Below are 24,846 nucleotides of genomic sequence, written 5' to 3'. Positions count from 1 at the left end.
ACGTGAGGACATGCACACGTACCGTTCCGGTCGGTAAACGTCCGCCGCGCCGGGTTTCGCATCGGGCGTCTGAACCAGCAAGATAGAGAGGTTGTGTCCCAGCCCCCTCGACTTCCCCCGGTGGCTTTTCTGTGACTCAGATCCCGACGTGGAGCGGCGGACCAGTCAGCATCCCTACCAACGGCCGCGCGACACCCGGCACCGTCATCGGTGACCGGTACTCGTTGCGTTCCACGGTGGGCAACGGTGGCATGGGCACGGTCTGGCGGGCCACAGACACACTTCTGCGGCGCGACGTGGCGGTCAAGGAGGTCGTCCTACCGCCCGGCCTGGCGCCCAGCGACCGCGACGCGATGTACGAACGCACCCTGCGCGAGGCCCGCGCGGCAGCCGCCATCGCCCACCCGGCGGTGGTCCAGGTGTACGACGTGGTCACCGAGGCCGGACGCCCGTGGATCGTGATGGAGCTGCTGGACGCCCGCAGCCTCGCCGACATGGTGATCGAGGACGGGCCGATCGCCCAGCGGGTGGTCGCCAAGATCGGCATCGCGCTGCTCGGCGCGCTGGAGGTGGCTCACGCCATCGGGGTGCTGCACCGCGACGTCAAGCCGGCCAACGTGCTGATCTGCTCCGACGGTCGCTGCGTGCTGACCGACTTCGGTGTCGCCCGGATGCCCACCGACGTGCAGCTCACCACGCCGGGGATGGTGCTGGGCTCGCCGCACTTCATCTCGCCCGAGCGGGCCATGGGCCAGGAGTTCGGCCCGCCCAGCGACCTCTTCTCCCTCGGCGTGACCCTCTACACCGCCGTGGAGGGCCGACCGCCCTTCGACCGGGGCGACCCGATCGAGACCATGCACGCGGTGGTCGAGGACCCGCCGGCCCCGCCGCAGCGCAGCGGCCCGCTGACCCGGGTGCTGATGGGCCTGTTGGAGAAGGACCCGGCCCGTCGACTCGACGTGCACACCGCCCGCGCCATGCTCCGCGAACTGCTCGCCGGCCCGCTGAGCAGCACCGCGTCCGCGGTCAACTCGATGACCGACCCCTACTCCGTGGTGCGGATGCCGCAGCAGTCCGCGCCGATCACCGCGCCGGCCGCCCCGGCGAAGAAGTCCACGCCGTCCGCCGAGATCGGCGGCCCGGCGATGCTCGCCCCCGGTGAGTCGCTGACCGACCGGCTGGCCGCCCTCAGCCGGGGTGAGCGGCCCGGCAAGGCCACCGCCGCCAGTGCCGCCGCGATGGAGGACACCAGCGCCGACGCGCTGGCCCGCCCGGGTCAGCAGAACGCCGCCTCGTCCGCCGGCCGCACCTACGGCGGCGGGGCCGAGGCGACCCAGCGCATCGGCGGCGCGGAAGCCACCCAGCGGATCGGTGGTGCGGACGCCACCCAACGCATCGGGGCCGACGCCACCCAGCACATCGGCGCGAACGCCACCCAGCGCATCGGCGCGGACGCGACCCAGCACATCGGTGCCGGGGCGTACGGGTTCGGTGCCCGGCCGGAGGCCACCCAACAACTCGGCGGCGACTACGGCGGTCGCTGGCCCGCCGCGCCCCGCCAGCCGTACGGCGCACCAGCACCGCCCGCCGGTGGTGGCGGCAGCCCACTCGACAAGGCCAAGGCCACGGGGACCCGCGCGGTCGAGACCGTGAAGGGCTGGCCGCGCAAGGTCCAGCTCGCGGCGGCCGGTGGCCTGGTGCTGGTCCTGCTGATCAGCGTGGTGGCGCTCTCCGGCGGCGGCGACCCGCCCGTCACCGACCCGGTCGCCGGGCCCGGCAACTCCTCGGGCGAGGGGGACCCGGTCGAGATGCAGGAGCACTCGGCGCGCGGCGTGCAGATGCTGGTGCCGAAGGGCTGGAAGCGGACCGCCCCGGCCGGGGCCGTCTACATCGACTACACCGACCCGGACGACAGCGGTCGCCGGGTCCGCATCCTCAACGAGAAGTGGGCCGGCAGCTCGACCCGCTGGGCGCAGAGCGCGGAGAACAACCTCAGGACGCGGTCCAACTCCTGCGCCAAGCCGTACACGCAGATCTCGATGGCGGACAAGGAACTGGCCGGCAAGCCGTCGGCCGAGTTCGAGTACACCTGCGGTGACGGCGAGGCCATGCGGCACGGCGTCTGGCACGGGGTGGCCCACGAGGGCCGGATCTACTCCTTCTATCTGACCGTCAGCGACGCCCGGTTCGACGAGAGCAAGCCGATCTACGACGAGATGCTCAAGTCGTTCCAGCTCACCTCCGCCGGCTGACCGGGGAGACGTCCACGGTGATCCGCCGCCGTGCTATCAAGAGGCAATGGCGGCGGAGACCACTGACATCGACACCATCCGCGAGCAAGCCCAGCGCTGGCTCGCCGACGACCCCGACCCGGCCGACCAGGCGGAACTGCGGGCGGTGCTCGACCGCCTGCCGGACAGCGCCGCCGAACTGGCGGACCGCTTCGCCGGGCCGCTGACCTTCGGCACCGCCGGGCTGCGCGGCCCGCTGCGCGCCGGTCCCAACGGCATGAACCTCGCCGTGGTCACCCAGGCCGCCGCCGGGCTGGTCGCCTGGCTCGCCGCCGAGGGCGGCACCGGCCCGCTGGTCATCGGGTACGACGCCCGGCGCGGCTCCCGCGCGTTCGCCGAGCAGACCGCCCGGGTGGCCACCGGTGCGGGTCGCCCGGCCCTGCTGCTCCCCCGCCCGCTGCCCACTCCGGTGCTCGCGTACGCGGTGCGGCAACTGGGTGCGGTCGCCGGGGTGATGGTGACGGCGAGCCACAACCCGCCGCAGGACAACGGTTACAAGGTCTATCTCGGTGCCGAGCTGGGCGGGGAGTCCGGCGCCGGGGCGCAGATCGTGCCGCCGGCCGACACCGGCATCGAGGCCGCCATCCGGGCGGTCGGCCCGCTGAGCCGGGTGCCACTCGGTCCCGGGGGCGAGGTGCTCGGTGACGACCTGGTGGCCGCGTACGTGGCACGGGCGGTGCAGGTGGTGTCGCCCGGCGGATCCCGCGACCTGACGGTGGCGTACACGCCGCTGCACGGCGTCGGCGCGGCGGTCCTCACCGCCGCCTTCGCCGCCGCCGGTTTCCCGGTGCCCGGCGTGGTCCCGGAGCAGGCCGAACCGGACGCCGACTTCCCGACGGTCAGCTTCCCCAACCCGGAGGAACCGGGCGCGGTGGACCTGCTGGTCGCGCTCGCCGACACCACCGGCGCGGATCTCGCCATCGCCAACGACCCCGACGCCGACCGCTGCGCCGTAGCGGTCCGGACTCCGGGCGGCGCGCCCTCTGCCCCCGTCACGGGTGGGCCGAGCGGCCCAGCGGGCGGTGCGGGCGGTGCGGGCGGTGCGGGCGGTGCGGGCTGGCGGATGCTGCGGGGTGACGAGGTCGGGGTGCTCCTCGCCGACCACCTGATGCGGCGCGGCGTGACCGGCCTGTACGCCACCACCATCGTCTCGTCGTCGCTGCTGCGGGCGATGTGCACCGCCCGGAACCTGCCGTACGGCGAGACGCTGACCGGGTTCAAGTGGATCGTGCGGGCCGGGGACGGGTCCGCGCCGCTGGTGTTCGGCTACGAGGAGGCACTCGGCTACTGCGTCGCCCCCGACCACGTACGCGACAAGGACGGCATCACCGCCGCGCTGACCGTGGCCGAGTTGGCCGCCGACCTCAAGACCCAGGGCCGTAGGCTCACCGACCGGCTGGACGAGTTGGCCGCCGAGTTCGGCGTCCACCACACTGATCAACTCTCGGTCCGCGTCGACGACCTGCGGCTGATCACCGACGCGATGGCCCGGATCCGGGCGGCCACCCCGGACACGCTGCTCGGCCAACCGGTCATCGAAGCACAGGACCTGCTGCCCGAGGCGGACGTGATCATCCTGCGTACCGGGGCGGCCCGGGTGGTGATCCGGCCCTCCGGCACCGAGCCGAAGCTCAAGGCGTACCTGGAGGTGGTCGAGCAGGTCGCCGACGGTGACGTCGCAGCGGCCCGTACTCGCGCGGAGAGCGCCGTCGGAGAGTTGCGGCTGGAGGTTGCGCGGGCTTTAGGGATGTAAGGAAGGGCACCTTATTAACGCCTCGTGCATAGTAGGGGTCCCCTCCTAACACCCGAGCACAATCACCGAGCGCTACCGCTTGCCCGCGTTGCGCGTCGACAAATAGCATCACTCCATCAACCATCGCCATTTCCGCATCCGGCGGAAACGAGTTCGCAATACGTTTCCTCGACGGTGGAATTTGGTTGCATTCTGGAACTGAGGAGTGTTGCACGGTGCATGCAACGAACGGTTCGACCGTCCCGCGACGACAGCTCGGCAGGCTGCTCACCCAACTGCGGGTCGATGCCAGGGTCAGCATCGAGGCGGCAGCCGAGCAGTTGGACTGCTCGCGACAGAAGATCTGGCGGATCGAGCGCGGCCTCTCCCCGGCCAGGGGCCCGGACGTGCGCGTGCTCTGCGAGCTTTACCAGGCCACACCCGACCAGGCGAGCGTGCTGGTCGGGCTCGCCGAGGTCAGCAAGGCCGAGGGATGGTGGCACGCGTACGGCCAGTCCATCCCCGCCTGGTTCTCGCTCTACATCGGGCTGGAGAACGTGGCGAGTAGCGTGCGCCACTACAACGCCGAACTGGTGCCGGGACTACTACAGACTCCCGAGTACGCCACCGCGCTCTTTCTTCTCAACCGGCCCGAATTGGGCGAGGAGGAACGAAAGAAGGCGGTCAACTTCCGGATCCAGCGGCAGGGACTACTGACCCGGCGCCTTCCACCCGCTCCGGAACTGACCGTGATGTTGAGCGAGGCGGTGCTGCGCCGCCCGGTGCCCGACCGGCCGGTGATGGCCGGTCAACTCCGCCACCTGCTTGCCGTCGGCCAACGGCACAACATCTCGATCCGCGTCCTGCCGCTCGCCGCCGGCCCGCCACTCGCCGCCGAGGCGGGCACTTTCGTGCTGCTCGACTTCCCGGATTCCCTGCTCGGAAGCCCGTCCGAACCGCCCACCGTCTATGTCGAAGGGCTCACCGGCGCGCTCTATCTCGACCAGCCGCACGAGATCGCCGCCTACGTACGGGTCTGGCGTGGGCTGGAATCCATCGCGCTCGGGGAGAGAGAATCGATGGAGCTCATCGATGCCATCCGGGGAGAGTGCTATGAGTGACCTGACCGGCGCGACGTGGCGCACCAGCACCCGCAGCGGCACCAACGGCGGCGACTGCGTCGAGGTCGCCGACAACCTGTCCGACGTCGTCGGCATCCGCGACAGCAAGGACCCGACCGGCCCGACCCTCACCGTCACGCCCACCGCCTGGTCCGCCTTCGTCACCGCCGTCCGCACCGAGCATCTGTCCCACTGACCCCTCACCCCACGTCGAGCGCCGCACGTCGGGCGTCGGGCGGCCGACGTCCGTCCGTCCGGCGTCGATCATGGAGTCGTGGCAGCCGCAGATGTGGACGTATCAACACAAACTCGCGACCACAACTCCATGATCGGCGCCCAGGACGTCGGCGGGGCAAGGCGACGACGCGGCAGGGCAGGAGGACGGCGCCGGGAGGGCGACGGCGAGGGCAGGAGGACGGCGGGGCGGGCGGGTCAGCGACGGGGGCCGAGAGCCGCCTGGACGGCGCGGCCCAGGGCGGCGACCACCAGGCCGACCGAGGGGCGGACCACGGAGCTTTCCAGGCCCACCTCGCCGGAGAAGCCGGCACCACTGGCGATCTCCTCCAACCGGCGGAGGGCCTCGGTGGCGTCCTCGCCGGTCGCCCCCAGCGCCGACTCCATCCGGAGTACGGCGACCAGCGTCGCCAGGGCGGCGGTCCGCTCGTCGGGTGCCTCACCGGTCAGCGCGGCGGCGAGCCGTTGGCGGGTCTCCGCCTCCACCGAGGGGTCCAGCACCGGGTAGCGGTGCACGTGGATGAAGCCCATCTCCGTCTCGTCGACGTCCCGGACCACTCCGTGTGCGCACAGGTCACCGAGGACCTTGTCGCGCAGACCGTGCCGCAGCCGCTGCACCCAGGAGGACGGGCTGTGCGGGGTGTCCGCCGCGATCCGGGACAGCACGTCGTCGGTGATCGGCTCGCCCGTCGGTGTCGCGTCGACCACCGTCAGAGCGCCTTCGGCGTACGCGATCCGGCCCGCCAGGGCCAGCTCGATCAACACGGCGGCTGCCATGCCCAGGTCGAGGCTGATCCGGGGCATGGTCGCCTTGCCGGTTTCGTCGTCGTACGCCAGCAGGAGCAGTTCCTCGGCGAGCGGAACACCAGTCATGGCCCGAGACGGTAGCCGCTCGATGCCACCGCCCGCACGACAAACCCGCCACCACGAGCGTGGGACGACGAAGGACGGATCAGAACCGGGGCATGCCGCCGAACTGGCGGTCCCCGGCGTCACCGAGACCGGGCACGATGAACATGCTGTCGTTGAGGCCGTCGTCGATCGACGCGGTGACCAGACGCAGCGGCAGGCCGGACCGCTCCAGCCGGGCGATGCCGGCCGGTGCGGCGAGTACGCAGAGCACCGTGATGTCGGTGCAGCCACGGTCGGCCAGCAGCCGGCAGCAGTGCTCCAACGAGCCACCGGTGGCCAGCATCGGGTCCAGGACCAGCACCGGCAGGCCGCTCAGGTCGCGGGGCAGCGACTCCATGTAGGCGCGCGGCTCGAAGGTCTCCTCGTCCCGAGCCAGCCCGACGAAGCCCATCGACGACTCCGGCAGCAGACCCAGCGCGGCGTCGGCCATGCCGAGACCGGCCCGCAGCACCGGCACCAGCAGCGGCGGGTTGGCCAGCCGGGTGCCCTCGGTGCCGGTCACCGGGGTCTGCACCGGGTACCGCTCGATCGGGAAGGAGCGCGCGGCCTCGTACACCAGCATGGTGGTGAGTTCGTGCAGCGCCGCCCGGAACGAGGCGGAATCGGTCCGTTCGTCCCGCATGGCGGTCAGCCGGGACTGGGCGAGCGGATGGTCAATGACGTGTACGTCCACGATCGCTCAACCTACCCGCCCCGGACCCCGGCGCACGGGCCCCGGCCCCGAGCAGCGACGTCGCTCACCCGGGACACCCGCCCGCCGTCATGATCAAGATCGGGTGGCTCCCGCCTGCGTAGACTTCGGCGCATGACGGCGACAGCGACGTCGGCCCGGTCGGACCTCTCCGAGCTGGGACGATCCGAGACCGCTCTGCGGACCTTCCTGCACGGCCTACCGGGCGTGGACCAGGTCGGCGCGGAGCAGCGGGCAGCCCAACTCGGCACCCGCTCCATCAAGACCACCGCCAAGGCACAGGCGATCGACCTCGCGATCCGAATGGTCGACCTCACCACGCTCGAAGGCGCGGACACCCCCGGCAAGGTACGCGCGCTCGCCGCCAAGGCGCTGCGCCCCGACCCGGCCGACCCCTCCTGCCCGCATGTCGGCGCGGTCTGCGTCTATCCCGCGATGGTCCCCCACGTGGCCGAGGTGCTGCGCGGCTCGAACGTGCACCTGGCCAGCGTGGCGACCTCGTTCCCGTCCGGTCAGGCGCCCTTGGAGATCAAGCTCGCCGACACCCGGGCCGCCGTCGAGGCGGGCGCCGACGAGATCGACATGGTCATCAACCGGGGCGCGTTCCTGGCCGGTCGCTACGCCGAGGTGTACGACGAGATCGTGGCGACCAAGGATGCCTGCGGGGACGCCCACCTCAAGGTGATCCTGGAAACCGGCGAACTGGCCACCTACGACAACGTACGCCGCGCCTCCTGGCTGGCGATGCTGGCCGGCGGCGACTTCATCAAGACCTCCACCGGCAAGGTCCCGGTCGCGGCCACCCTGCCGGTGACGCTGGTCATGCTGGAGGCGGTCCGCGACTTCCGCGCCGCCACCGGTCGACAGGTCGGCGTGAAGCCGGCCGGCGGCATCAAGACCACCAAGGACGCCGTCAAGTACCTGGTCATGGTCAACGAGACCGTCGGGCCGGACTGGCTGGACCCGGACTGGTTCCGCTTCGGCGCGTCCAGCCTGCTCAACGACCTGCTCATGCAGCGCACCAAGCTGACGACCGGTGTCTACGCCGGTCCCGACTACTTCACCCTGGACTGAACGCGATGTTCGAATACGCACCCGCCCCCGAGTCGCGCTCGGTGGTGGAGATCAAGCCCTCCTACGGCCTGTTCATCGACGGCACCTTCGTCGACCCGGCCGACGGCGGCAGCTTCAAGTCGATCAGCCCCTCCTCGGAGGAGGTACTCGCCGAGGTCGCCGAGGGCGGCAGCCAGGACGTGGACCGCGCGGTCCGGGCCGCGCGGACGGCGTACGACAAGGTCTGGGGTCCGATGCCGGGCCGGGACCGGGCCAAGTACCTGTTCCGGATCGCCCGCCTCATCCAGGAACGCTCGCGTGAGCTGGCCGTGCTGGAGTCGCTGGACAACGGCAAGCCGATCAGGGAGTCCCGCGACGTCGACCTGCCGCTGGTCGCCGCGCACTTCTTCTACTACGCGGGCTGGGCGGACAAGCTGGAGCACGCCGGGTTCGGCGCGAACCCGCGACCGCTCGGCGTCGCCGCGCAGGTCATCCCGTGGAACTTCCCGCTGCTGATGCTGGCCTGGAAGATCGCCCCGGCGCTCGCCGCCGGCAACACGGTGGTGCTCAAGCCCGCCGAGACCACCCCGCTGACCGCGCTGCTCTTCGCCGAGATCTGCCAGCAGGCCGACCTGCCGGCCGGTGTGGTCAACATCGTCACCGGCGCCGGGGAGACCGGCCGGGCCCTGGTCGAACACGACGGCGTGGACAAGGTGGCGTTCACCGGCTCCACCGACGTCGGCCGGGCCATCGCCCGCGCCGTCGCCGGCACCGACAAGAAGCTCACCCTGGAACTCGGCGGCAAGGCCGCCAACATCGTCTTCGACGACGCCCCCGTCGACCAGGCGGTCGAGGGCATCGTCAACGGCATCTTCTTCAACCAGGGGCACGTCTGCTGCGCCGGATCCCGGCTGCTGGTCCAGGAGTCCGTCGCCGAGCAGGTGTTGGAATCGCTCAAGCGTCGGATGGCGCTGCTGCGCGTCGGCGACCCGCTGGACAAGAACACCGACGTCGGTGCCATCAACTCCGCCGCCCAGCTCGCCCGGATCCACGAGCTGACCGAAGCCGGCGCCGCCGAGGGCGCGCAGCGCTGGTCACCGCCGTGTGAGCTGCCGGACCGTGGCTTCTGGTTCGCGCCGACCATCTTCACCGGCGTCACCCAGGCCCACCGGATCGCCCGCGAGGAGATCTTCGGCCCGGTGCTGTCCGTGCTGACCTTCCGCACCCCTGCCGAGGCCGTGGAGAAGGCCAACAACACGCCGTACGGGCTCAGCGCCGGAATCTGGACCGAGAAGGGTTCCCGCATCCTGTGGATGGCCGACCGGCTGCGCGCCGGAGTCGTCTGGGCCAACACCTTCAACAAGTTCGACCCCACCTCGCCGTTCGGCGGCTACAAGGAGTCGGGCTACGGTCGCGAGGGCGGCCGGCACGGGCTGGAGGCGTACCTCAATGTCTGAGCGGGTCGCGGTACGCAAGACGTACAAGCTCTTCATCGGCGGGAAGTTCCCGCGTAGCGAGTCGGGACGGTCGTATCTCGTGCAGGACTCCAACGTGTCGCTGGCCTCCCGCAAGGACGCCCGGGACGCCGTGGTCGCCGCCCGCGCCGCCGTGAAGGGCTGGGCCGGAGCGACCGCGTACAACCGGGGTCAGATCCTCTACCGCGTCGCCGAGATGCTGGAGGGCCGCCGCGACCAGTTCATCGGTCTCGGCGTACCCGCCGACGAAGTCGACGCCGCCACCGACCGCTGGGTCTGGTACGCGGGCTGGTCCGACAAGCTGCCGCAGGTGTACGGCGGCGCGAACCCGGTCGCCGGCCCCTACTTCAACCTCTCCGCACCCGAGCCGACCGGCGTGGTCGCCGTGGTGGCCCCGGAGAGCCCGGCCCTGCTCGGCCTGGTCAGCGTGATCGCTCCGGCGATCGTCACCGGCAACACCGTCGTGGTCGCCGCCTCCCCGGACGCGCCACTGGCCGCGATCACCCTCGCCGAGGTGCTCGCCACCTCCGACCTGCCCGGCGGTGTCGTCAACATCCTCACCGGGCGGCTGCCGGAGACCGTACCCACGCTGGCCGCCCACATGGACGTCAACGCGATCGACCTGACCGGGGTCACCGACGCGGACCTGGCGGTCGACCTGGAGATCAAGGCCGCGGAGAACCTCAAGCGGGTACTCCGTCCGGTGGGCTCCGGGCACGACTGGTCGGCTGATCCGGGGCTCGGGCGGATGACGGCGTTGCTGGAGACGAAGACGGTGTGGCATCCCAAGGGGGTGTGATTCCTTTTCTTGCTCTTGTGGTTTCTCGCTGTGGGGGTTTCCGGGGGGAGCCCACCCGCTCCGGGCGGTCAGGCTTGATCCCTGCGCGGGTGGGCTCCCCCCGGAAACCTGACCTGGGCGCGGTCGGAGGTCTGGTGGCGGCTTCGGGGTGCCGCCTTTCGCTGAGTCACCGGTTGCGGGGGTGTTCGCGGGGCGTGCGGGGAGCGGGTGTGGGAGGCGGGTGTGGGAGGCGGGTGCGGGGCGGGGGGTCTACTACGGGGGGTAGGATTCAGGGGTGACTCGGCTGGGGGATCTTGAGCGTGCGGTGATGGACGTGCTGTGGGACACGGTTCCCGCCGCGTCCGACGGGGTGACGGTGCGCGAGGTCGCCGACGTGCTGGCCGGGCGCGAGTTGGCGTACACGACGGTGATGACGGTGCTGGACCGGCTCGCCGGCAAGGGCATGGTGCAGCGCGAGCGGGAAGGGCGGGCCTGGCGCTATCGGGCCACCGCCAGCCGCGAGGCGTACATCGCCCAGATCATGCTCGACGCCCTGGACCTGGGTGGCAGCCGCGACGCGGCACTGGTCCGCTTCGCCCGCTCGGTGACGGGCACCGAGGCCGATGTCCTGCGGGCCGCGCTCTCCGCCGAGGCCGGGATGACCCCGGGTACGCCGGACGGGCCGGGCGACGGTGCGGCGTTGACCGATCAGGTCGAGGCACCCGCACCGGAACAGGCGATCCGACGGGACCGGACGACCCGGCCGGGTCGGGCCGACGAGACCGCGGAGCGGTAGGGGCGACGACGTGGCGCAGACCGTGCACTTCGCCGCCGCGATGCTGGCCTGCTGGCTGATCGCGCAGGTACTCACCCGTTCCACCTGGACCTGGCGCACCCCTCGGGTCGCGATCCTCTGCTGGCAGGCGGTCGGCCTGGCCGCCGGCCTCTCCGCGGTGGGCCTGCCGATCGCGATCGGACTGGCCGCGTACGACCGGGGCACCGGCAGCGCGCTGCTGGCGCTCGCGAACGACCTGTGGCACAGCACGCTTCCGGTGGGCGTCGGCCCGGTGCACCTGGGGCTGGTCGGCGTCGGGTTCGGCATCGGCGCGGTGCTGCTGACCTCGACGGTACGCAGCATCCACGGCACGGTTCGCGCGCAGCGGCGGCACCGGGACCTGCTGGCTTTGGTGGCCCGGCAGGACCCCACCGTGCCCGGGGCGCTGGTGCTCGACCATCCGAGTGCGGCGGCGTACTGCCTGCCGGGAGTGAAGCCCCGGGTGGTGGTCAGCGCCGGCACGCTGAGTCTGCTCGACCGGGCCGAGCTGGAGGCGGTGCTGACGCACGAGCGGGCGCACGCCGAGGAGCGGCACGATCTGGTGCTGATGCCGTTCACCGCGCTGTGCCGGGCGTTGCCGTGGCTGCGCTGGGTGCACGAGGCGCACGAGCGGGTGTCGCTGCTGGTCGAGATGCGTGCCGACGACAAGGCTCGGGAGCTGCACGCGGAGGCTCCGCTGGCCGGTGCGCTGCGCCGGTTCGCCGCCGCCGAGAACCGGATCACGCCGGTCGGCACGCTCGGTCTGGGCGACCGGGACCTGGACGTACGGGTGCAGCGGCTGATGGTCGCGGAACGCCCCGCCCGGCTGATCGGTGCTACCGCGCTGACCGTGGCCACCACCGTGGCCGCCCTGCCCATCTCGCTGTTCCTGAGCTGACGACCGACGTGGTGTCCCGCGTACCCGCTCCGCGCTCGCGGGCGCTCGGCGCGTCCCGACTAGGCTGCCAGGCGATGTGCTGGCGGATTCTCCGGGGACGGACCGACGGTCGGGCACCGGTGCCCTGGTGAGCCGCCGCCCCTTCGACCCACGGCTGCTGCGCCGGGTCCCTGCGGCCCGACGCGACCTCGTGCTGCTCGCGCTGCTCGGGGTGCTCGCCGCCGGACTGGTCGTGGCGCAGGCGACCGCCCTGGCGATGCTCCTGGCGACCGCGTTCACCGGGCGGCTGGACCGCGTCGCGCTGGCCGGTCTGGTGGCCGCCGTCGCGGCCCGCGCGCTGGTGGTGTGGGCGCAGGGCGCGGTCTCGGCGCGGGCGGCGGCCACGGTGAAGGCCGCGCTGCGGGCCGATCTGCTGGGCGCGGTCGCCCGGCACGGTCCGGGCTGGGTCGCCGGCCAGCGGGCCGGACAGTTGGCCACGCTGGCGGGGCGTGGACTGGACGCGCTCGACGCCTACTTCACCGGTTACCTGCCGCAGCTCGTGCTGAGCGTCACGGTGCCGGTGGCGGTGCTCGGTCGGGTCGTCTTCGCCGACTGGAGTTCGGCGGTGATCATCGCGCTGACCCTGCCGCTCATCCCGATCTTCGGAGCGCTGCTCGGCTGGCAGGCCCAGGCCGCCACCGAACGGCAGTGGCGGCGGCTGTCCCGCCTCGGCGGGCACTTCCTGGACATGGTGGCCGGGCTGCCCACACTGCGGGCGTTCGGGCGGGCCCGCGCGCAGACCGACGCGGTGCGGCGGATGGCCGACGGGCACCGGGTCGCCACCATGCAGACCCTGCGGATCGCCTTCCTCTCCGCCCTGGTGCTGGAGCTGGTGGCCACCCTGTCGGTGGCGCTGGTCGCGGTCCCGGTCGGTCTCCGCCTGCTCGACGGCGGGCTGGCACTCCAGACCGCGCTGCTGGTGCTGCTGCTCACCCCGGAGGCGTACCTGCCGTTGCGGGCCGCCGGCAGCCGGTTCCACGCCAGCATGGAGGGCCTCACGGCGCTGGACGAGGCGCTCACGCTCTCCGGTTCCGCGCCGACGCCCGTACCCCGTTCCGGTGCGTCGCCCGACGGGCGCGGCGAGATCCGGTTCGAGGCGGTGACGGTCGCGTACGAACGCACCACCGCGCTGCGGGACGTGTCGCTGACCATCCGGCCCGGCGAGCGGGTGGCGATCATCGGCCCGAGCGGCGCCGGTAAGAGCACCCTGCTCGGGCTGCTGCTCGGCTTCGTCACACCGACCACCGGGCGGGTCACCGTCGGCGGTGTCGACCTGGCCGGCGCGGACGCCGACGAGTGGCGTCGACAGGTGGCCTGGGTGCCGCAGCGGGCCCACCTGTTCGCCGCGTCGCTGGCCGACAACATCCGCCTCGGCCACGCAGACGCCGCGCCGGAGGCGATCACCGCAGCGGTGCGCGACGCGGCGCTGGACGAGGTGGTCGCCGCGCTGCCCGACGGCTTGGACACCGGGCTCGGCGAACGCGGGCACGGCCTGTCCAGCGGCCAGCGGCAGCGGGTGGCGCTGGCCCGGGCGTTCCTGCGGGACGCACCGGTGGTGCTGCTCGACGAACCGACCGCCCGCCTGGACGCCGCCGCCGAGGCGGCGGTGCTGTCGGCCACCCGTCGACTGGTGACCGGACGGACCGCGCTGCTGGTCGCACACCGCCCCGCGCTGCTGGAGGACGCCGACCGGATCCTGCGGGTGGAGGACGGTCGGGTCACCGAGCTGACCCCGCAACCGGCCGGGGAGGCCCGATGAGCACCGCTCCGGCCACCACGACCCGCCGTGTCGACTCGTCGCCCGAGGCGGCCGTACTCCGGTTGGCCCGGCCGTACCTGCGACGGCTGGTCGGAGCGGGACTGCTCGCGGCGGCCACCGAGTTCGCCGCCCTCGCCCTGATGGCCACCGCCACCTGGCTGTTGATGACCGCCGCCGGTCGGCCGGAACTGGACCGGCTCACCGTGGCGATCGTCGCGGTGCGGGCGCTCGCGGTGAGCCGGGGCGTGCTGCGCTACGCGGAACGGCTGGCCGGGCACGACGCGGTGCTCCGGCTCGTCACCGACGTCCGGGCCCGGGTGTTCGCCACGCTCGCCGCCCGACGGGGTGCCCCGCCGCGCACCGGAGACGCGCTCAGCCGTCTGGTCTCCGATGTGGAGGCGGTGCAGGACCTGCTGCTGCGGGTGCTCGTCCCGGCCGCCGCCGCGGCGACGGTGAGCCTGGTGGCCGTCGGCCTGACCGCACTGATCTCGCCGCCGGCCGCGCTCACCCTCGCCGTCGGCCTGCTGGTCGCAGGCGTGGGCCTGCCGCTGCTGGCCACCGCGTTGACCCGGCGGGCCGCCGCCGAGATGGCACCACTGCGCGGTGCCCTCGCCACCGACGCGGTCGACCTGACCCACGGCGCCGCCGACCTGGCCGCCTTCGGTGCCACCGCCGGCGCGCTCGACGCCGCCGGTGGGCGGGCCCGCCGTCTCGCCCGGCTGGAGCGGCGGCTCGCCGCGCGCGGCTTCGCCGTCGACGCCCTCGGGGTGCTGGTCGCCGGGCTCACCGCCGGTGCCGTGGTGGTCGTGGCGCTGCGGACCGACGTGTCCGGCGCGTGGATCGGGGTGTTGGCGGTCGGCACGCTGGCCGCCGTGGAGATCGCCCTCGCGCTGGTCGGTGCCGCCCGGCAGTGGACCGGTCTGCGCTCCGGACTGGCCCGGGTCGCCCCGCTGCTGACGCCGGCCGCCGAGAGCCGCGACACACCGGCCGCTGCCGGGGAGCCGACCGGTGGGCGGGACAACCCGTCGACGGAGCGGCGCGACGTCCCCCGGGTACGGTTCGAGGAGGTCACGGTCCGTTACCGGGCCGGGGTGCCCGCCGCGCTCGACCGGTTCGACCTCGACCTGCCGCCCGGCCGCCGGATCGCGGTGGTGGGCCCGAGCGGGGCCGGCAAGAGCACCCTCGCCGCCGTGCTGACCGGTGCGGTACGCCCGGACAGCGGTCGGGTGGGTCTGGACGGCCACGACGTGTCGACGTACCCGCCGGAAGACCTGCCGAGGGCGGTCGGCGGGCTGCTCGCCGAGGCGTACGTCTTCCACGCCACCGTCCGGGACAACCTGCTCCTCGGCCGCCCCGACGCCGACGAGGCAGCACTGGCCGCCGCCACCGAGGCCGCCGGCCTGGCGGACTGGGTACGGGCGCAACCGGAGGGCTGGGACACCGTGGTCGGCGAGGAGGGCGGGCAGCTCTCCGGTGGTCAACGGCAGCGGTTGGCGCTGGCCCGCGCGTTGCTCGCCGCGCCCGGCGTACTGGTGCTGGACGAACCGACGGAGGGTCTCGACCCGGTCTCCGCCGACGAGGTGCTCGCCTCCACCCTGGCCGCCACGCCGGCCGGGCATTCGGTGCTTCTGATCACGCATCGACTCACCGGTCTCGACGGGCTCGACGAGGTGCTGGTGCTCGACGCCGGGCGGGTGGTCCAGCGGGGACCGCACGCGGACCTGGTCGACGCCGAGGGCTGGTACCGCGACCAGTGGGTGGTGCAGCAGGCCGCCGAGCACGGTTACCTCGCGCTCTCCGGCCCGCACCGGCCCTGACCTGTGCGGCGCGTCACCGATGCCGGGCCGGCCGGCACCGGCCGGCGACGGCGCGGCGTACGGGTTGTCGGGACCGCCATCGGGGTGCGGGCACCGATTACCCAGAGCAGCCCATTAGGGTATGTGCCCAGAGTCACTCATCGACATCGAGTCGGTGAGTGGGCAGCCCGACGCACACGGAGGTCACCGTGGCCCGCCAGTCGCCCCAACGGCCGGACGCCGACGAGCCCGAGCTCGATGACACCACCGGCCCCGCCAAGCCGGACGCCACCGAGCCGGAGGCCGTCGCCGAGCCGGACCCCGCCGAGCGGGAGGCCGACGACGAGTCGTCGGACGTCGAGGAGGCGGACAGCGCGGCGGCCCAGGCGTCCCGCGCCCTCTGGGACGAGCTGCGGATCGACCCGATCGAGGTCGCTCTGCCCGCCGGCACCGGCTTCACCCTGCGGGCCTACCGGCCGGCCCGTGAGTTGACCCCGACCGACGTCGCGGAACGCGACGCCGACGACCCGTTCCTGGCCCGTCGGCAGGTCGTCGAGACCGACGACGAGGACGACGACGTCGTGATCCTCGACGAGGACGTCGCCCGGGAGTTCGCCGAGAGCGACGAGGACGAGAAGCAGGACAAGGACGAGGAGTCGGGCAAGTCCGCCTCGGGCAAGTCCACCTCGAAGAAGGACTCCGACGCCGACGAGGACGCCGACGAGAAGGCGGACGACGACGGCGACGAGGAAGTGCCCGTCTTCCTGAGTCACCGGGGACGGCTGCTGCTGTTCAAGACCCCGGAATCCCTGGTCAGCTTCGTCCGTTCCGGTGCGCCCAACGATATGTCCCAGCTGGACAGCTGGAATGAATTGTCCGAACGGGTGGAACCGGCGGACATCGCCCCGCTCGAGGAGGACGTCTACGAGCTCGATCTGGTAGTGGAGAACCTGCGGGGTGGCCACGACAGCTGGGCTCCGACGCTGCTCATCGAGGCGGGCGAGGTCGCTCGCGACCTGTCGTACGCGCTGCGCCTGCCCGCCGTGCTCGACATGCTGTCCAGCGGCTCCAGCCTCGACGATCTGGACGACGCGCTACGCGCGTCTGTCAAGGGCGGCATCGGCGGATTCCTCGGTCGACGTAAGCTGAAGAAAATTGGGGCACAAACCGCAAGTCTGGGTTGGCGGACCATTGTCGGAAAGATCTCTGCGGTCGTGGACTGGCGCGACTGACGCGCACCAGGGAGCATCAGTCTCTGGCAGAGAAGACCCTGTGTTCCGGGAGGAGGACGACGCCGTGGCGCTCGTGCGCGTGTACTGCGGTCTGGCCTCGGCGGATCCGGCTGGCCGACCGGTCTCGGCCGGTTCGACGCTGACGTCCGCTGTGGTCGACGACGCAGGCCGTCTGCTGCATGTCTGCGAGGTGAGCGACGACCCGGCGGGTTACGCCCGGCTGGTCACGCTGCTCGTGGAGCGCTCAGGCGGGCCGAGCGGTGCGGCGATTGCCGCCGACAGTGACGACCACACCGTCACCTCGCTGCTCAGCGCCGCCGGTCGTCCGCTGGCGATCGCCGACGACGACTCGGTCGACGACTTCGCCGAGCGGTTCGCCGACGACGACTCCTTGGAGGAGATGCAGGCCCCGCCGGCCGTCCGACGGGCTGTCGGACTGGCTCGCGCCCTCCAGGCCGGCGCCCTCTCCGCGGTGACCCTGCCGGCACCCCGGGACCTCGCCGGTTACAAGCAGGTGCTCGCGGCGCACGCCGCCCTGGCCGCCGGCCGGCACTCCGCCGCAGCCGCGCTGCGCGAGGTGCTGCGCGAGCTCTACCCGGCCGCGTTGCGGGCCTACCCGGATCCGGCCGAGTCGATCCCGCTGGCGGTGCTGGACGCGCTGCCCGAGCCGGGCATGCTCACCGACGCCGCAGGACGCGGTCGTGACGCGGCGGTCACCGCCGACGCCGTCACCGCCCAGCTCGCGGCCGAGGGCGCGGGCGAGGCGGACGCGATCGACGAGGCGGTCACCGCGCTTCGGGTGGCGATCTCCGAGACGCCGCGCCGGTCCACGGTCAACCGGGCCCTCACCTCCGCCGCCGCCGAGACGATCCGACAGGCGGTCGCCTCGGTCCGGGCCTGCGACGCCGGTTGCGAGGCGCTGGTCGGCGCCCTGCACGCCCGCACCGCTCACCCCGCTCACCCCGCACCGGCCGTCGGACGCCGGGCCGCCGCCCGACGGGGCGAGCCGGTGGGCGAGCTGCCCTCCACCGCCGCCGCGCCCGCTCCGGCTCCCGCCCCCGGTCTGCGCCCGGTCCGGCCCACCGGGCCCGAACCGGCCGGTGGTGGCCGCCGCAGTCGGCCCGAGCCGCAGCCCGGCAGCGGTCCCGCGTCGCCGCGTCCGCTCGGTCCGCCGCCGGTCGCCCCGGCACCGGTCGCACCGCCGCCCGTCGCACCCATGCCGCTGACGCCGGCTGCGATGTCCGGCCCGCCCGTCTCCGCGCCGTCGACGCACGCCGAGCCCGGCCCGTCGCGCATCGACGGCCCGACGAACCGTCCGATCTCGACGCCGCCCCCGCCGCCGCCCGGCATCACGCCGATCGCGCCCTCGCAGCGCGGGACGGTGCCGCCCGCCGAGGCCGGCGAACCGTTCCGGCCGACACTCACCACCGCAGCGATCAACAGCGCGCGGGCCGAACGGCAGCGCACGATCATCCCGCCGCGTCCGAAGACCAACGGCGAACCGCCGACCGGGTTCAGCGCCACCGACCTCAGCGTTCCGGTGCCGGCGCCCCGACCCGATCAGGAGCCGACGGCACCCCCGGGATCGCGGGCCAACTGGCCGCTGGTGAACAACCCGGAGAACCCGGCGGACGTCACCTCGCCGCTCAATCCGGTGGTCACCTCCGCATACGACGACCGGAAGCGGCACGAAGCACCGCAGCCCCCCGCCGACCTCGGCGCGGAGCGTCGGGTGACCCCGCCGTGGCTCGCCGACGACCTGCCGCCCGAGCCGCCGGTGCTGCGACTGGTCGAGCCGCCGCCGCTGGCCGACCGTGCCCTGCGCAGCTCCGCCGAGTCGGCCCAGGAGACCCCGCCGCTGCGGCTGGTCGACCGGGGTGACCCGGCACGTGGCGGGCGTCCGGTGGAGCGGTTGGACCTCACCCCGCCGGCGCGCCGCGCGGAGCCGCCGGTGGAGCACCGGCCGCCGCCCGTCCCCGACGAGGGCGACGGCGACCTGTTGATCTTTGCTCAGGCCAGGTCCGCCTGGTTCGTCGGGCACGGCGAGAGCGCCGACCTGGAGTGGTCCAGCCTGGCCGACACCGGTTGGGAGGCCGCCGAGCAGGCCGCCCGTCCGGCGGTGGGTGCCGAGACCGGGGCCGGGTTGCCCAAGCGGGTGCCGCAGGCCAACCTCGTGCCCGGCTCGCCGCTGCGCGAGGAGCGTCCGCTGCGCATCGTCCGGGACGCGGCCAGCCTGGCCGAGAACACCACCGGCTACTTCCGCGGCTGGCGTCGCGGGCAGGAGATCGGCGGTTTCGCGGTCGGCGGGCGACCGGGCCGGGAGTCCGCCGGTGGCTGGGACTTCACCCGGGACTCCGGCGAGCGCGACGACGACCGGGAGTACGAGTACCGTTCCGCCGGCTACCGGTCCTGACGCCCGCCACACCCCCGCTCACCTGCGTTTTTTCACCCACGCCCGGTTGATTCGACATCGAGTCGACCGGGCGTGTGCATGACCGACGCACCAACCCCGCAGGTCATGATCGTGCACCGCGTGCCGCCGGGGTGGAGGTGGTCCGCACAGTGCGGCTTTCCGTGTCATTCGCCGGCGTCATCCACGCCGCCCAGCGCGCCGTGACGGCCCGATCGGACGCCGTGGTGGTCCCGGGGACATCAGCCCGCTCCGGAGCCGCCACACGCACGCTGCGCAGTCTCGCGGTCCACCCGGCGTGGCCTGGAGCCGCCCGAGCTGAGCGGTCGGCCGGGCTGCCCGACCGAGCCGCCGAACCTCCGGCCGGGCTGCGGACAGCATTGCGCGCCCGGTGCCCTCCTGGTCGGCACCGGGCGCGGCAGCCGATCGTCAGGCGGGAGCGACGGCCCGGGTACGGCGCATCGTGAGCACGTACTCGACCAACGAGATCAGCACGTGCTTCGTCGACTCGCGGTTCCGGGCGTCGCAGGCCACCACCGGCACGTCGCTGGAGATAGCGAGCGCCTCCCGGACGTCCTGCGGATCGTGGTACTGCATGCCGTCGAAGCAGTTGATGGCCACCAGGTACGGCAGCCGCCGGTGCTCGAAGAAGTCGATCGCCGCGAAGCAGTCCGCCAACCGGCGGGTGTCCACCAGCACGACCGCGCCGATCGCGCCCCGGACCAGTTCATCCCACATGAACCAGAAACGGGTCTGACCCGGCGTACCGAAGAGGTACAGGATCAGGTCACGATCGATCGAGATACGACCGAAGTCCATGGCCACCGTGGTCGTCGTCTTACCCGGCACCTGCCGGGTGTCGTCGACGCCGACACCGGCGGACGTCATGATGGCCTCGGTGGTCAGCGGCGTGATCTCCGAGACCGAGCCGACCAGCGTCGTCTTGCCGACGCCAAATCCACCGGCGATAACGATCTTCGCCGACGTCACGCGCCCGCTCGGGGTCGGCGGACGGTGCGACATGTCAGAGCCTGCGAAGTCCACTCAGCACCCTCTCCAGCAATTCAGTGCCCACCGCGTCGTCCGAGTCGTCCAGGATGGTCGGCTCGTGGATAGCGACCAGGCCGTCCGTCGCCATGTCGGCGATGAGCACCCGGGCCACGCCGAGCGGAAGTTGCATACGCGCCGCGATCTCAGCGAGCGACTGCACACGTCCGTCACACAGCGCAGCGATGTACTGGTGCTCTCGGCCTTGCCCGCCGTTGCCTGTGGCAACGGCCCGACCGCGCACCGTGGTCTCGACCAGCGCCTCCAGGGCGATGTCGAGGCGAGGACGGGTACGACCGCGGGTCACGGCGTATGGACGGACCAAAGCGCCGGTCGGCTCGTCACGATCGGCCATGTCGCCGCTCACCTCCTTCGTCCCCGGCACCGGCTCGCACCGGCGCTACTCCTCGTATGTCGTGTTCGCGCCTCACCCGCCCCACCGGCTGGCGCGACGCTCAGCCCATCATCCCGACGGCGGTACGTGGCGCCGGAGTCAGCGCATCGCCCACCCGGTCCACGAGCAGAGCCATCTCGTACCCGACCTGTCCCACGTCGCTGGCACGCGCGGCGAGGACCGCGAACGACGAGCCGTCGGAGATCGACATCAGGAACAGGAAGCCGTTGTCCATCTCGACCACGGTCTGCAGCACCGCCCCTCCCTCGAAACAGCGGGCGGCACCCTGGGTCAGGCTGACCAGGCCGGAGGCAATGGCCGCCAGCTGGTCCGCCCGGTCCCGCGGAAGGTCTCGTGACGACGCCAGGAGCAGGCCGTCCGCGGAGACGGCGACCGCGTGCGCGACACCGGGTACCCGATCGGCGAAGTTGGCCAACAGCCAACCGAGATCCTGCGTACTAGTCATCCTTCTTGCTCCTTCTGCCCGCTCCCGGCCACCGGGCCTGAGCCAGACTGCGAGGATTGCTGCCCGCCCGAAGTTCCCTCCGGGCCGGTCGGGTTGCTGTCCGACGGGTGGTTACGTCCCCGTTGGACACCCCGGTGGTAGGCGGAGAGCAGACCGCGCACCGACTCGGGGTTGCGTTTCTGCACCGTGGCCGCCGGCTTCTCGACCGCACCCGGCACAAGCTGGGCCATCGGCGTCCGCTTCGGCAGCCCGGTCTGCGTGGTGGCGGCGGCCGCCGCCGGCGCCTGGCTGGCCGCGCTGGCGGCCCGCCAACCGTCGTCGGCCGCGGTCTGCCACACATTATCCTGCGGCGCGGACCGGTACGAGGGCCTGTTCTCGCCGCCACCGCTGGGACGGAACCCGCCGTTCCCGCCGGACGCGGCTGCGGCCGTCGGTGCCTCTGCCATCGGCGGCTTGGCTGCCGGCGCGGCCGGAGGCTGCGGCGCGGGCCGACCCGGGTCGATCGCGGTGATCTGCTGGGTCGTGGCGCCGTTGGCCGCCGGCTGGCGGGCACCGGCCGACTCCTCCGGCCCCGGACGACGGGTGCGGAACCACGCGGACTCCAGCTCCCGGAAGATCGGCAGCTCCATCGTCTCGTCCGCGTACCGCTGCCGGTTCTGGGCCTGCGGCGGCGTGGGCGTGGTCGGCTGGGGCTGCGGCGCCGAGGTCGGCCAGGCGGACGGCGTCTGCTGCGGCGTCTGACGCGACACCCGAGGCAGTTCGGTGGTCATGTCCAGCGCGGCGGCCAGTCGCTCGGGCACCGCCGGGGCGGCCGTCTCCCCGGCGACCGGCGGCCAGGCCGGCGGCGCCGAGGGCTGCTGGTATCCGGTGCCCGGCGAGACGGGCCGCTGCGGCAACCCGCCCGGCGCACCCGAGACCGGCGAACCGGAGACCGGGTGCCCGGAGACCGGGTGCCCGGAGACCGGGGCGCCGGAGACCGGCGGCGCGGAGTACGGCGTACCCGAGACCGGCGGCGACGAGACCGGCGGCACCGGCGGCGCGGACACCGCGGGCGGCGCGTAGGGAGCCGCCTCCGGGCTGCTCGGCAGCTGACGCGGGATGGTCGGCTGCTGCCCCGAGTGCGGCTCGTCGGTATGGCGACGCTGCGGCAGCGGGTCGTGCGACGACCCGTTCGGGTTCCGCGGAGCGAAGTTGTTGCCGCCCGGGACACCGCTGGCACCGGTCAGGTCCGACCAGGCGGGCAGGTTGCCCGCGCCGGCCATGAAGCCGGGTGCACCGGCACCGTTGCGGCTGGCCGGGTCGAAGGGTCGGCCACCCAGGGTCACCTGGTTGCCGGAGCCACCGGGACGCTGCGTGGGAACCTGCGGCATGCCCGGACCGTGGCCGTTGTGACCCGCCGGCGGCATGCCACCGAACGCGGGGGCCGGGCCGGGCTGGGGGGCGGCGGGAGGCAGCGCGGGGTGCTGCTGCCCACGGCCGGAGAGCGCACGCGGCACCAGCACGGTCGGCGGCAACGTGACGTCGGCGACGGTGCCCCGGTCGTTGCCGGGACGCAGCTCCACCCGGACGGCGTGCCGGGACGCCAGCCGGGCGACCACGACCAGGCCCATCATCCGGGAGACCGCGACGTCCACCTGCGGCGGCGTGGCGAGGCGCTCGTTGAGGTCGGTCAACTGCTCCGCGCTGATGCCGATGCCGCGGTCCTCGACGTACAGCGTGGCGCGGTCACCGACCCGGCGGGCCTCCACCAGCACCTGGGAGTCCGGCGGAGAGAACGCGGTCGCGTTGTCGAACAGCTCGGCGACCAGGTGGACCAGGTCGTTGACGGCGTGCGCGGCGACCTCGATGTCCCGGTCGATGACGCCGAACTCGATCCGGGTGTAGTGCTCGACCTCGGACTGGGCCGCCCGGAGCACGTCGATCAGCGCGGCGGGCTCCCGCTGGACACGGGTCGAGTCGGCACCGGCGAGGACCAGGAGGTTCTCGTCGTTACGGCGCATCCGGGTGGCCAGGTGGTCGAGCTGGAACAGCTCGGCCAGCCGGTCCGGGTCCTCCTCGCCGCGCTCCAGCCGGTCGAGGTGGCCGATCAGCCGGTCGACCAGGATCTGGGAACGGCGGGCGAGGTTGACGAACATGGTCGCGACGGATGCCCGCAGGGCGGCCTGCTCGGCGGCGGTCCGGACCGCCTCCAGGTGGACGGCGTTGAACGCCTCGGTCACCTGCCCGAACTCGTCCTTGCTGCGCACCGGCAGCGGCTCGGCGATCTGGTTGGCGAGCTGCATCGGCGAGAGCTGGCCGGTGACCTGCGGGTCGCGCAGCCGGGCCACTGCCTGGGGAAGGCCGTACTGGGCGATGGAGAGCGCGCCCTGTCGGAGGTCACGCAGCGAACGGGCCATCGAGCGGGCCACCAGGAACGCCAGGAAGATGGCGAAGAGCAGCGTGGTCAGCAGCAGGCCGGTCTCCAGGAACACCTGCCGCTGCACGTCGGAGCGGAGGGTGGCGGCCTCGGCGGCGACGTCCGAGTCGAACTTGGACTCCACCGACCGGATCAGCCGACCGTTGGCGACCAGCGCCGTGTCCCACTGCTCCGGCGTGAAGTCGAGTCCGCCGAGGGTGTCCGAGGTGTCGGCGTTGACCTGGCTGATGTAGATCGTCGCCTCACGCCGGTCACCACCACCGACGGTCTGGGCGTGGAACTCCGCCTCGGCCTCGGTGGCGACCGCGTTGAAGCTCTGCTGCGCCTGCTGCTGGCCGGTCTCGCTGGAGATGTAGTCGGTGCGCAGGGTCGAACTCATGCCGCCCTGGATCATGGCGCGGTGCACGACCACCCGGCGGACGGAGAGCCACTCCTTCTCCCGCGCGACGGCGGCGGAGGCACGCATCCGGTCGCTCAGGTCGTTGTCACCGGCGAGCTGGCTGGCCGAGTCCCGCACGGAGAGCAGCTGGTTGATCAGCTCGTCGTACGACTGGAGCGTGTCGGTGATCTTGAACTTGCCGTTGATCACCTGGCTCCGGGTGCCCGGCAGGTCACCGAGGCGCTCGTCGATCGCCGTCAACAGATCCTGAAGGCTGGGCGGCAGGTCGGTGAGGTCGGAGCGCTGCGACGAGTAGGGATCCGTGGCCCGGTCGACGGCGCCCGCGACATCGGTGTAGCGCGCGGAGGCGTTCTTCTTCGCCTCCGACTCGGCCTGCCCGGCCGACTGCGGCGGCACGCCGAGGAGCAGGACGGCAGCCGTCCGCTCGTCCTGCAGACCGTCCACCAGGGCACCGGAGTGCCCGATGAGTTCCGCGAGGTCGCCGGCCCGGTTGGCGTCACTGAGCGAGTCCAGGTGGTCGACCAGACCGCTCGTGCCCACGACGACCGTGGCGATGGTCGGCACGATCATGATGAGACCGAGCTTGGACCAGATCGGCATGTCGCGGAGCCGACCGACCGGTCGACCCATACGCGACAGGAAGGAGCCTGCCGTCTTCGGTCGTTTGCTCACGTCACCGCCCTCGTGATTGCAGCGTCCGCGTTGTCTTGCGGACAACGCCCAGCAGCCGACCCGGCGGGTCGGACCATCCGAGATTCCATCACGCCTCTCCGGAAAGAGAAAGCCCAGGTTGGCCCCAGCCAAAGGTGTGATGAGATGTTGACGCAATTTGATCGCGGTCCGTCTGTTCGGAGTCACTGAAGGTAATGAAGCCCCCGCACCGAGTCG

19 protein-coding genes are annotated in these 24,846 nt (G+C 72.7%); 13 read left to right on the top strand and 6 right to left on the bottom strand.

Going from position 1 to position 24,846, the window contains the following annotated elements; translation table 11 throughout:
* The first annotated feature begins 131 nt into the window (after positions 1-131).
* The 4 genes from HUT12_RS04295 to HUT12_RS04280 all read left to right on the top strand — a co-directional run bounded on the left by HUT12_RS04295 (position 132) and on the right by HUT12_RS04280 (position 5,340).
* On the top strand, positions 132-2,252 hold the full coding sequence (locus tag HUT12_RS04295) for a serine/threonine-protein kinase (protein WP_176092546.1): 2,121 nt from the start codon (positions 132-134) through the stop codon (positions 2,250-2,252).
* 46 nt (positions 2,253-2,298) lie between these two features.
* Positions 2,299-4,044 (top strand): phospho-sugar mutase, encoded by a 1,746-nt coding sequence (locus tag HUT12_RS04290; protein WP_176092545.1) that lies wholly within the window; start codon positions 2,299-2,301, stop codon positions 4,042-4,044.
* Positions 4,045-4,259: 215 nt separating this feature from the next.
* On the top strand, positions 4,260-5,144 hold the full coding sequence (locus tag HUT12_RS04285) for a helix-turn-helix domain-containing protein (protein ID WP_368660227.1): 885 nt from the start codon (positions 4,260-4,262) through the stop codon (positions 5,142-5,144).
* Positions 5,137-5,340 carry a DUF397 domain-containing protein gene (locus HUT12_RS04280; protein WP_176092543.1) on the top strand — a complete coding sequence of 68 codons (204 nt, stop codon included), beginning with the start codon at positions 5,137-5,139 and terminating at the stop codon, positions 5,338-5,340. The genes HUT12_RS04285 and HUT12_RS04280 overlap by 8 nt, the downstream gene beginning before the upstream one ends.
* A 236-nt stretch (positions 5,341-5,576) precedes the next feature.
* Here the strand turns inward: HUT12_RS04280 and HUT12_RS04275 are convergent, their stop codons facing one another.
* The gene (locus HUT12_RS04275) at positions 5,577-6,251 is read right to left on the bottom strand and encodes a GPP34 family phosphoprotein (protein ID WP_176092542.1); all 675 of its coding nucleotides are present in this window, start codon (positions 6,249-6,251) and stop codon (positions 5,577-5,579) included.
* A gap of 79 nt (positions 6,252-6,330) precedes the next feature.
* Positions 6,331-6,963 (bottom strand): uracil phosphoribosyltransferase, encoded by a 633-nt coding sequence (gene upp / locus HUT12_RS04270; RefSeq protein WP_131054595.1) that lies wholly within the window; start codon positions 6,961-6,963, stop codon positions 6,331-6,333.
* A gap of 132 nt (positions 6,964-7,095) precedes the next feature.
* On the opposite strand from upp, the gene deoC reads away from it, so the two are divergent.
* The 9 genes from deoC (at position 7,096) to HUT12_RS04225 (ending at position 19,238) form a co-directional block, all read left to right on the top strand.
* Positions 7,096-8,055 carry a deoxyribose-phosphate aldolase gene (gene deoC, locus HUT12_RS04265; protein WP_176092541.1) on the top strand — a complete coding sequence of 320 codons (960 nt, stop codon included), beginning with the start codon at positions 7,096-7,098 and terminating at the stop codon, positions 8,053-8,055.
* 5 nt (positions 8,056-8,060) lie between these two features.
* Complete coding sequence (locus HUT12_RS04260; RefSeq protein WP_176092540.1) at positions 8,061-9,491, top strand: aldehyde dehydrogenase family protein; 1,431 nt, start codon at positions 8,061-8,063, stop codon at positions 9,489-9,491.
* Positions 9,484-10,308: an aldehyde dehydrogenase family protein gene (locus tag HUT12_RS04255; protein WP_176092539.1), complete on the top strand. Its 825-nt coding sequence runs from the start codon at positions 9,484-9,486 to the stop codon at positions 10,306-10,308. The genes HUT12_RS04260 and HUT12_RS04255 overlap by 8 nt, the downstream gene beginning before the upstream one ends.
* Before the next feature lie 274 nt (positions 10,309-10,582).
* A complete protein-coding gene (locus HUT12_RS04250; RefSeq protein WP_176092538.1) occupies positions 10,583-11,083 on the top strand; it encodes a BlaI/MecI/CopY family transcriptional regulator in 501 nt (166 codons plus the stop codon).
* A 10-nt stretch (positions 11,084-11,093) separates the two neighbouring features.
* Entirely contained in the window at positions 11,094-11,999 is a 906-nt protein-coding gene (locus HUT12_RS04245; protein ID WP_131054600.1) for a M56 family metallopeptidase, read from the top strand.
* Between the two features lie 127 nt (positions 12,000-12,126).
* Entirely contained in the window at positions 12,127-13,797 is a 1,671-nt protein-coding gene (gene cydD, locus HUT12_RS04240; protein WP_176092537.1) for a thiol reductant ABC exporter subunit CydD, read from the top strand.
* Positions 13,794-15,614, top strand: coding sequence for a thiol reductant ABC exporter subunit CydC (cydC, locus tag HUT12_RS04235; RefSeq protein WP_176092536.1), 1,821 nt, complete (start codon positions 13,794-13,796; stop codon positions 15,612-15,614). Before cydD ends, cydC begins: the two co-directional genes overlap by 4 nt.
* 158 nt (positions 15,615-15,772) lie before the next feature.
* Positions 15,773-16,825: a DNA primase gene (locus HUT12_RS04230; RefSeq protein WP_131057309.1), complete on the top strand. Its 1,053-nt coding sequence runs from the start codon at positions 15,773-15,775 to the stop codon at positions 16,823-16,825.
* A 40-nt stretch (positions 16,826-16,865) separates the two neighbouring features.
* Complete coding sequence (locus HUT12_RS04225) at positions 16,866-19,238, top strand: transposase (RefSeq protein ID WP_176092535.1); 2,373 nt, start codon at positions 16,866-16,868, stop codon at positions 19,236-19,238.
* A 426-nt stretch (positions 19,239-19,664) separates the two neighbouring features.
* Here HUT12_RS04225 and HUT12_RS04220 read toward each other — a convergent pair whose 3' ends face one another.
* The 4 genes from HUT12_RS04220 to HUT12_RS04205 all read right to left on the bottom strand — a co-directional run bounded on the left by HUT12_RS04220 (position 19,665) and on the right by HUT12_RS04205 (position 24,630).
* Positions 19,665-20,258: an ATP/GTP-binding protein gene (locus HUT12_RS04220; protein WP_117228677.1), complete on the bottom strand. Its 594-nt coding sequence runs from the start codon at positions 20,256-20,258 to the stop codon at positions 19,665-19,667.
* 1 nt (position 20,259) lies between these two features.
* The gene (locus HUT12_RS04215; RefSeq protein WP_131057170.1) at positions 20,260-20,637 is read right to left on the bottom strand and encodes a DUF742 domain-containing protein; all 378 of its coding nucleotides are present in this window, start codon (positions 20,635-20,637) and stop codon (positions 20,260-20,262) included.
* Between the two features lie 100 nt (positions 20,638-20,737).
* Positions 20,738-21,142, bottom strand: coding sequence for a roadblock/LC7 domain-containing protein (locus tag HUT12_RS04210; protein ID WP_131057168.1), 405 nt, complete (start codon positions 21,140-21,142; stop codon positions 20,738-20,740).
* Complete coding sequence (locus tag HUT12_RS04205) at positions 21,139-24,630, bottom strand: sensor histidine kinase (protein WP_176092534.1); 3,492 nt, start codon at positions 24,628-24,630, stop codon at positions 21,139-21,141. The genes HUT12_RS04210 and HUT12_RS04205 overlap by 4 nt, the downstream gene beginning before the upstream one ends.
* Positions 24,631-24,846: the final 216 nt, after the last annotated feature.

The sequence above is a fragment of the Verrucosispora sp. NA02020 genome (genome assembly GCF_013364215.1).
In the GTDB taxonomy this organism is placed as follows: Bacteria; Actinomycetota; Actinomycetes; order Mycobacteriales; family Micromonosporaceae; genus Micromonospora.
This window is presented reverse-complemented; position numbering and strand designations above follow the sequence as displayed.

Excerpts from the sequence above, each read along its gene's own strand:
- HUT12_RS04280 (WP_176092543.1), top strand. The coding sequence starts at position 5,137 with ATGAGTGACCTGACCGGCGCGACGTGGCGCACCAGCACCCGCAGCGGC.
- HUT12_RS04210 (WP_131057168.1), bottom strand. The coding sequence starts at position 21,142 with ATGACTAGTACGCAGGATCTCGGTTGGCTGTTGGCCAACTTCGCCGAT.
- HUT12_RS04220 (WP_117228677.1), bottom strand. The coding sequence starts at position 20,258 with ATGTCGCACCGTCCGCCGACCCCGAGCGGGCGCGTGACGTCGGCGAAG.
- deoC (WP_176092541.1), top strand. The coding sequence starts at position 7,096 with ATGACGGCGACAGCGACGTCGGCCCGGTCGGACCTCTCCGAGCTGGGA.
- HUT12_RS04215 (WP_131057170.1), bottom strand. The coding sequence starts at position 20,637 with ATGGCCGATCGTGACGAGCCGACCGGCGCTTTGGTCCGTCCATACGCC.
- cydC (WP_176092536.1), top strand. The coding sequence starts at position 13,794 with ATGAGCACCGCTCCGGCCACCACGACCCGCCGTGTCGACTCGTCGCCC.
- HUT12_RS04275 (WP_176092542.1), bottom strand. The coding sequence starts at position 6,251 with ATGACTGGTGTTCCGCTCGCCGAGGAACTGCTCCTGCTGGCGTACGAC.
- HUT12_RS04255 (WP_176092539.1), top strand. The coding sequence starts at position 9,484 with ATGTCTGAGCGGGTCGCGGTACGCAAGACGTACAAGCTCTTCATCGGC.
- HUT12_RS04290 (WP_176092545.1), top strand. The coding sequence starts at position 2,299 with ATGGCGGCGGAGACCACTGACATCGACACCATCCGCGAGCAAGCCCAG.
- HUT12_RS04260 (WP_176092540.1), top strand. The coding sequence starts at position 8,061 with ATGTTCGAATACGCACCCGCCCCCGAGTCGCGCTCGGTGGTGGAGATC.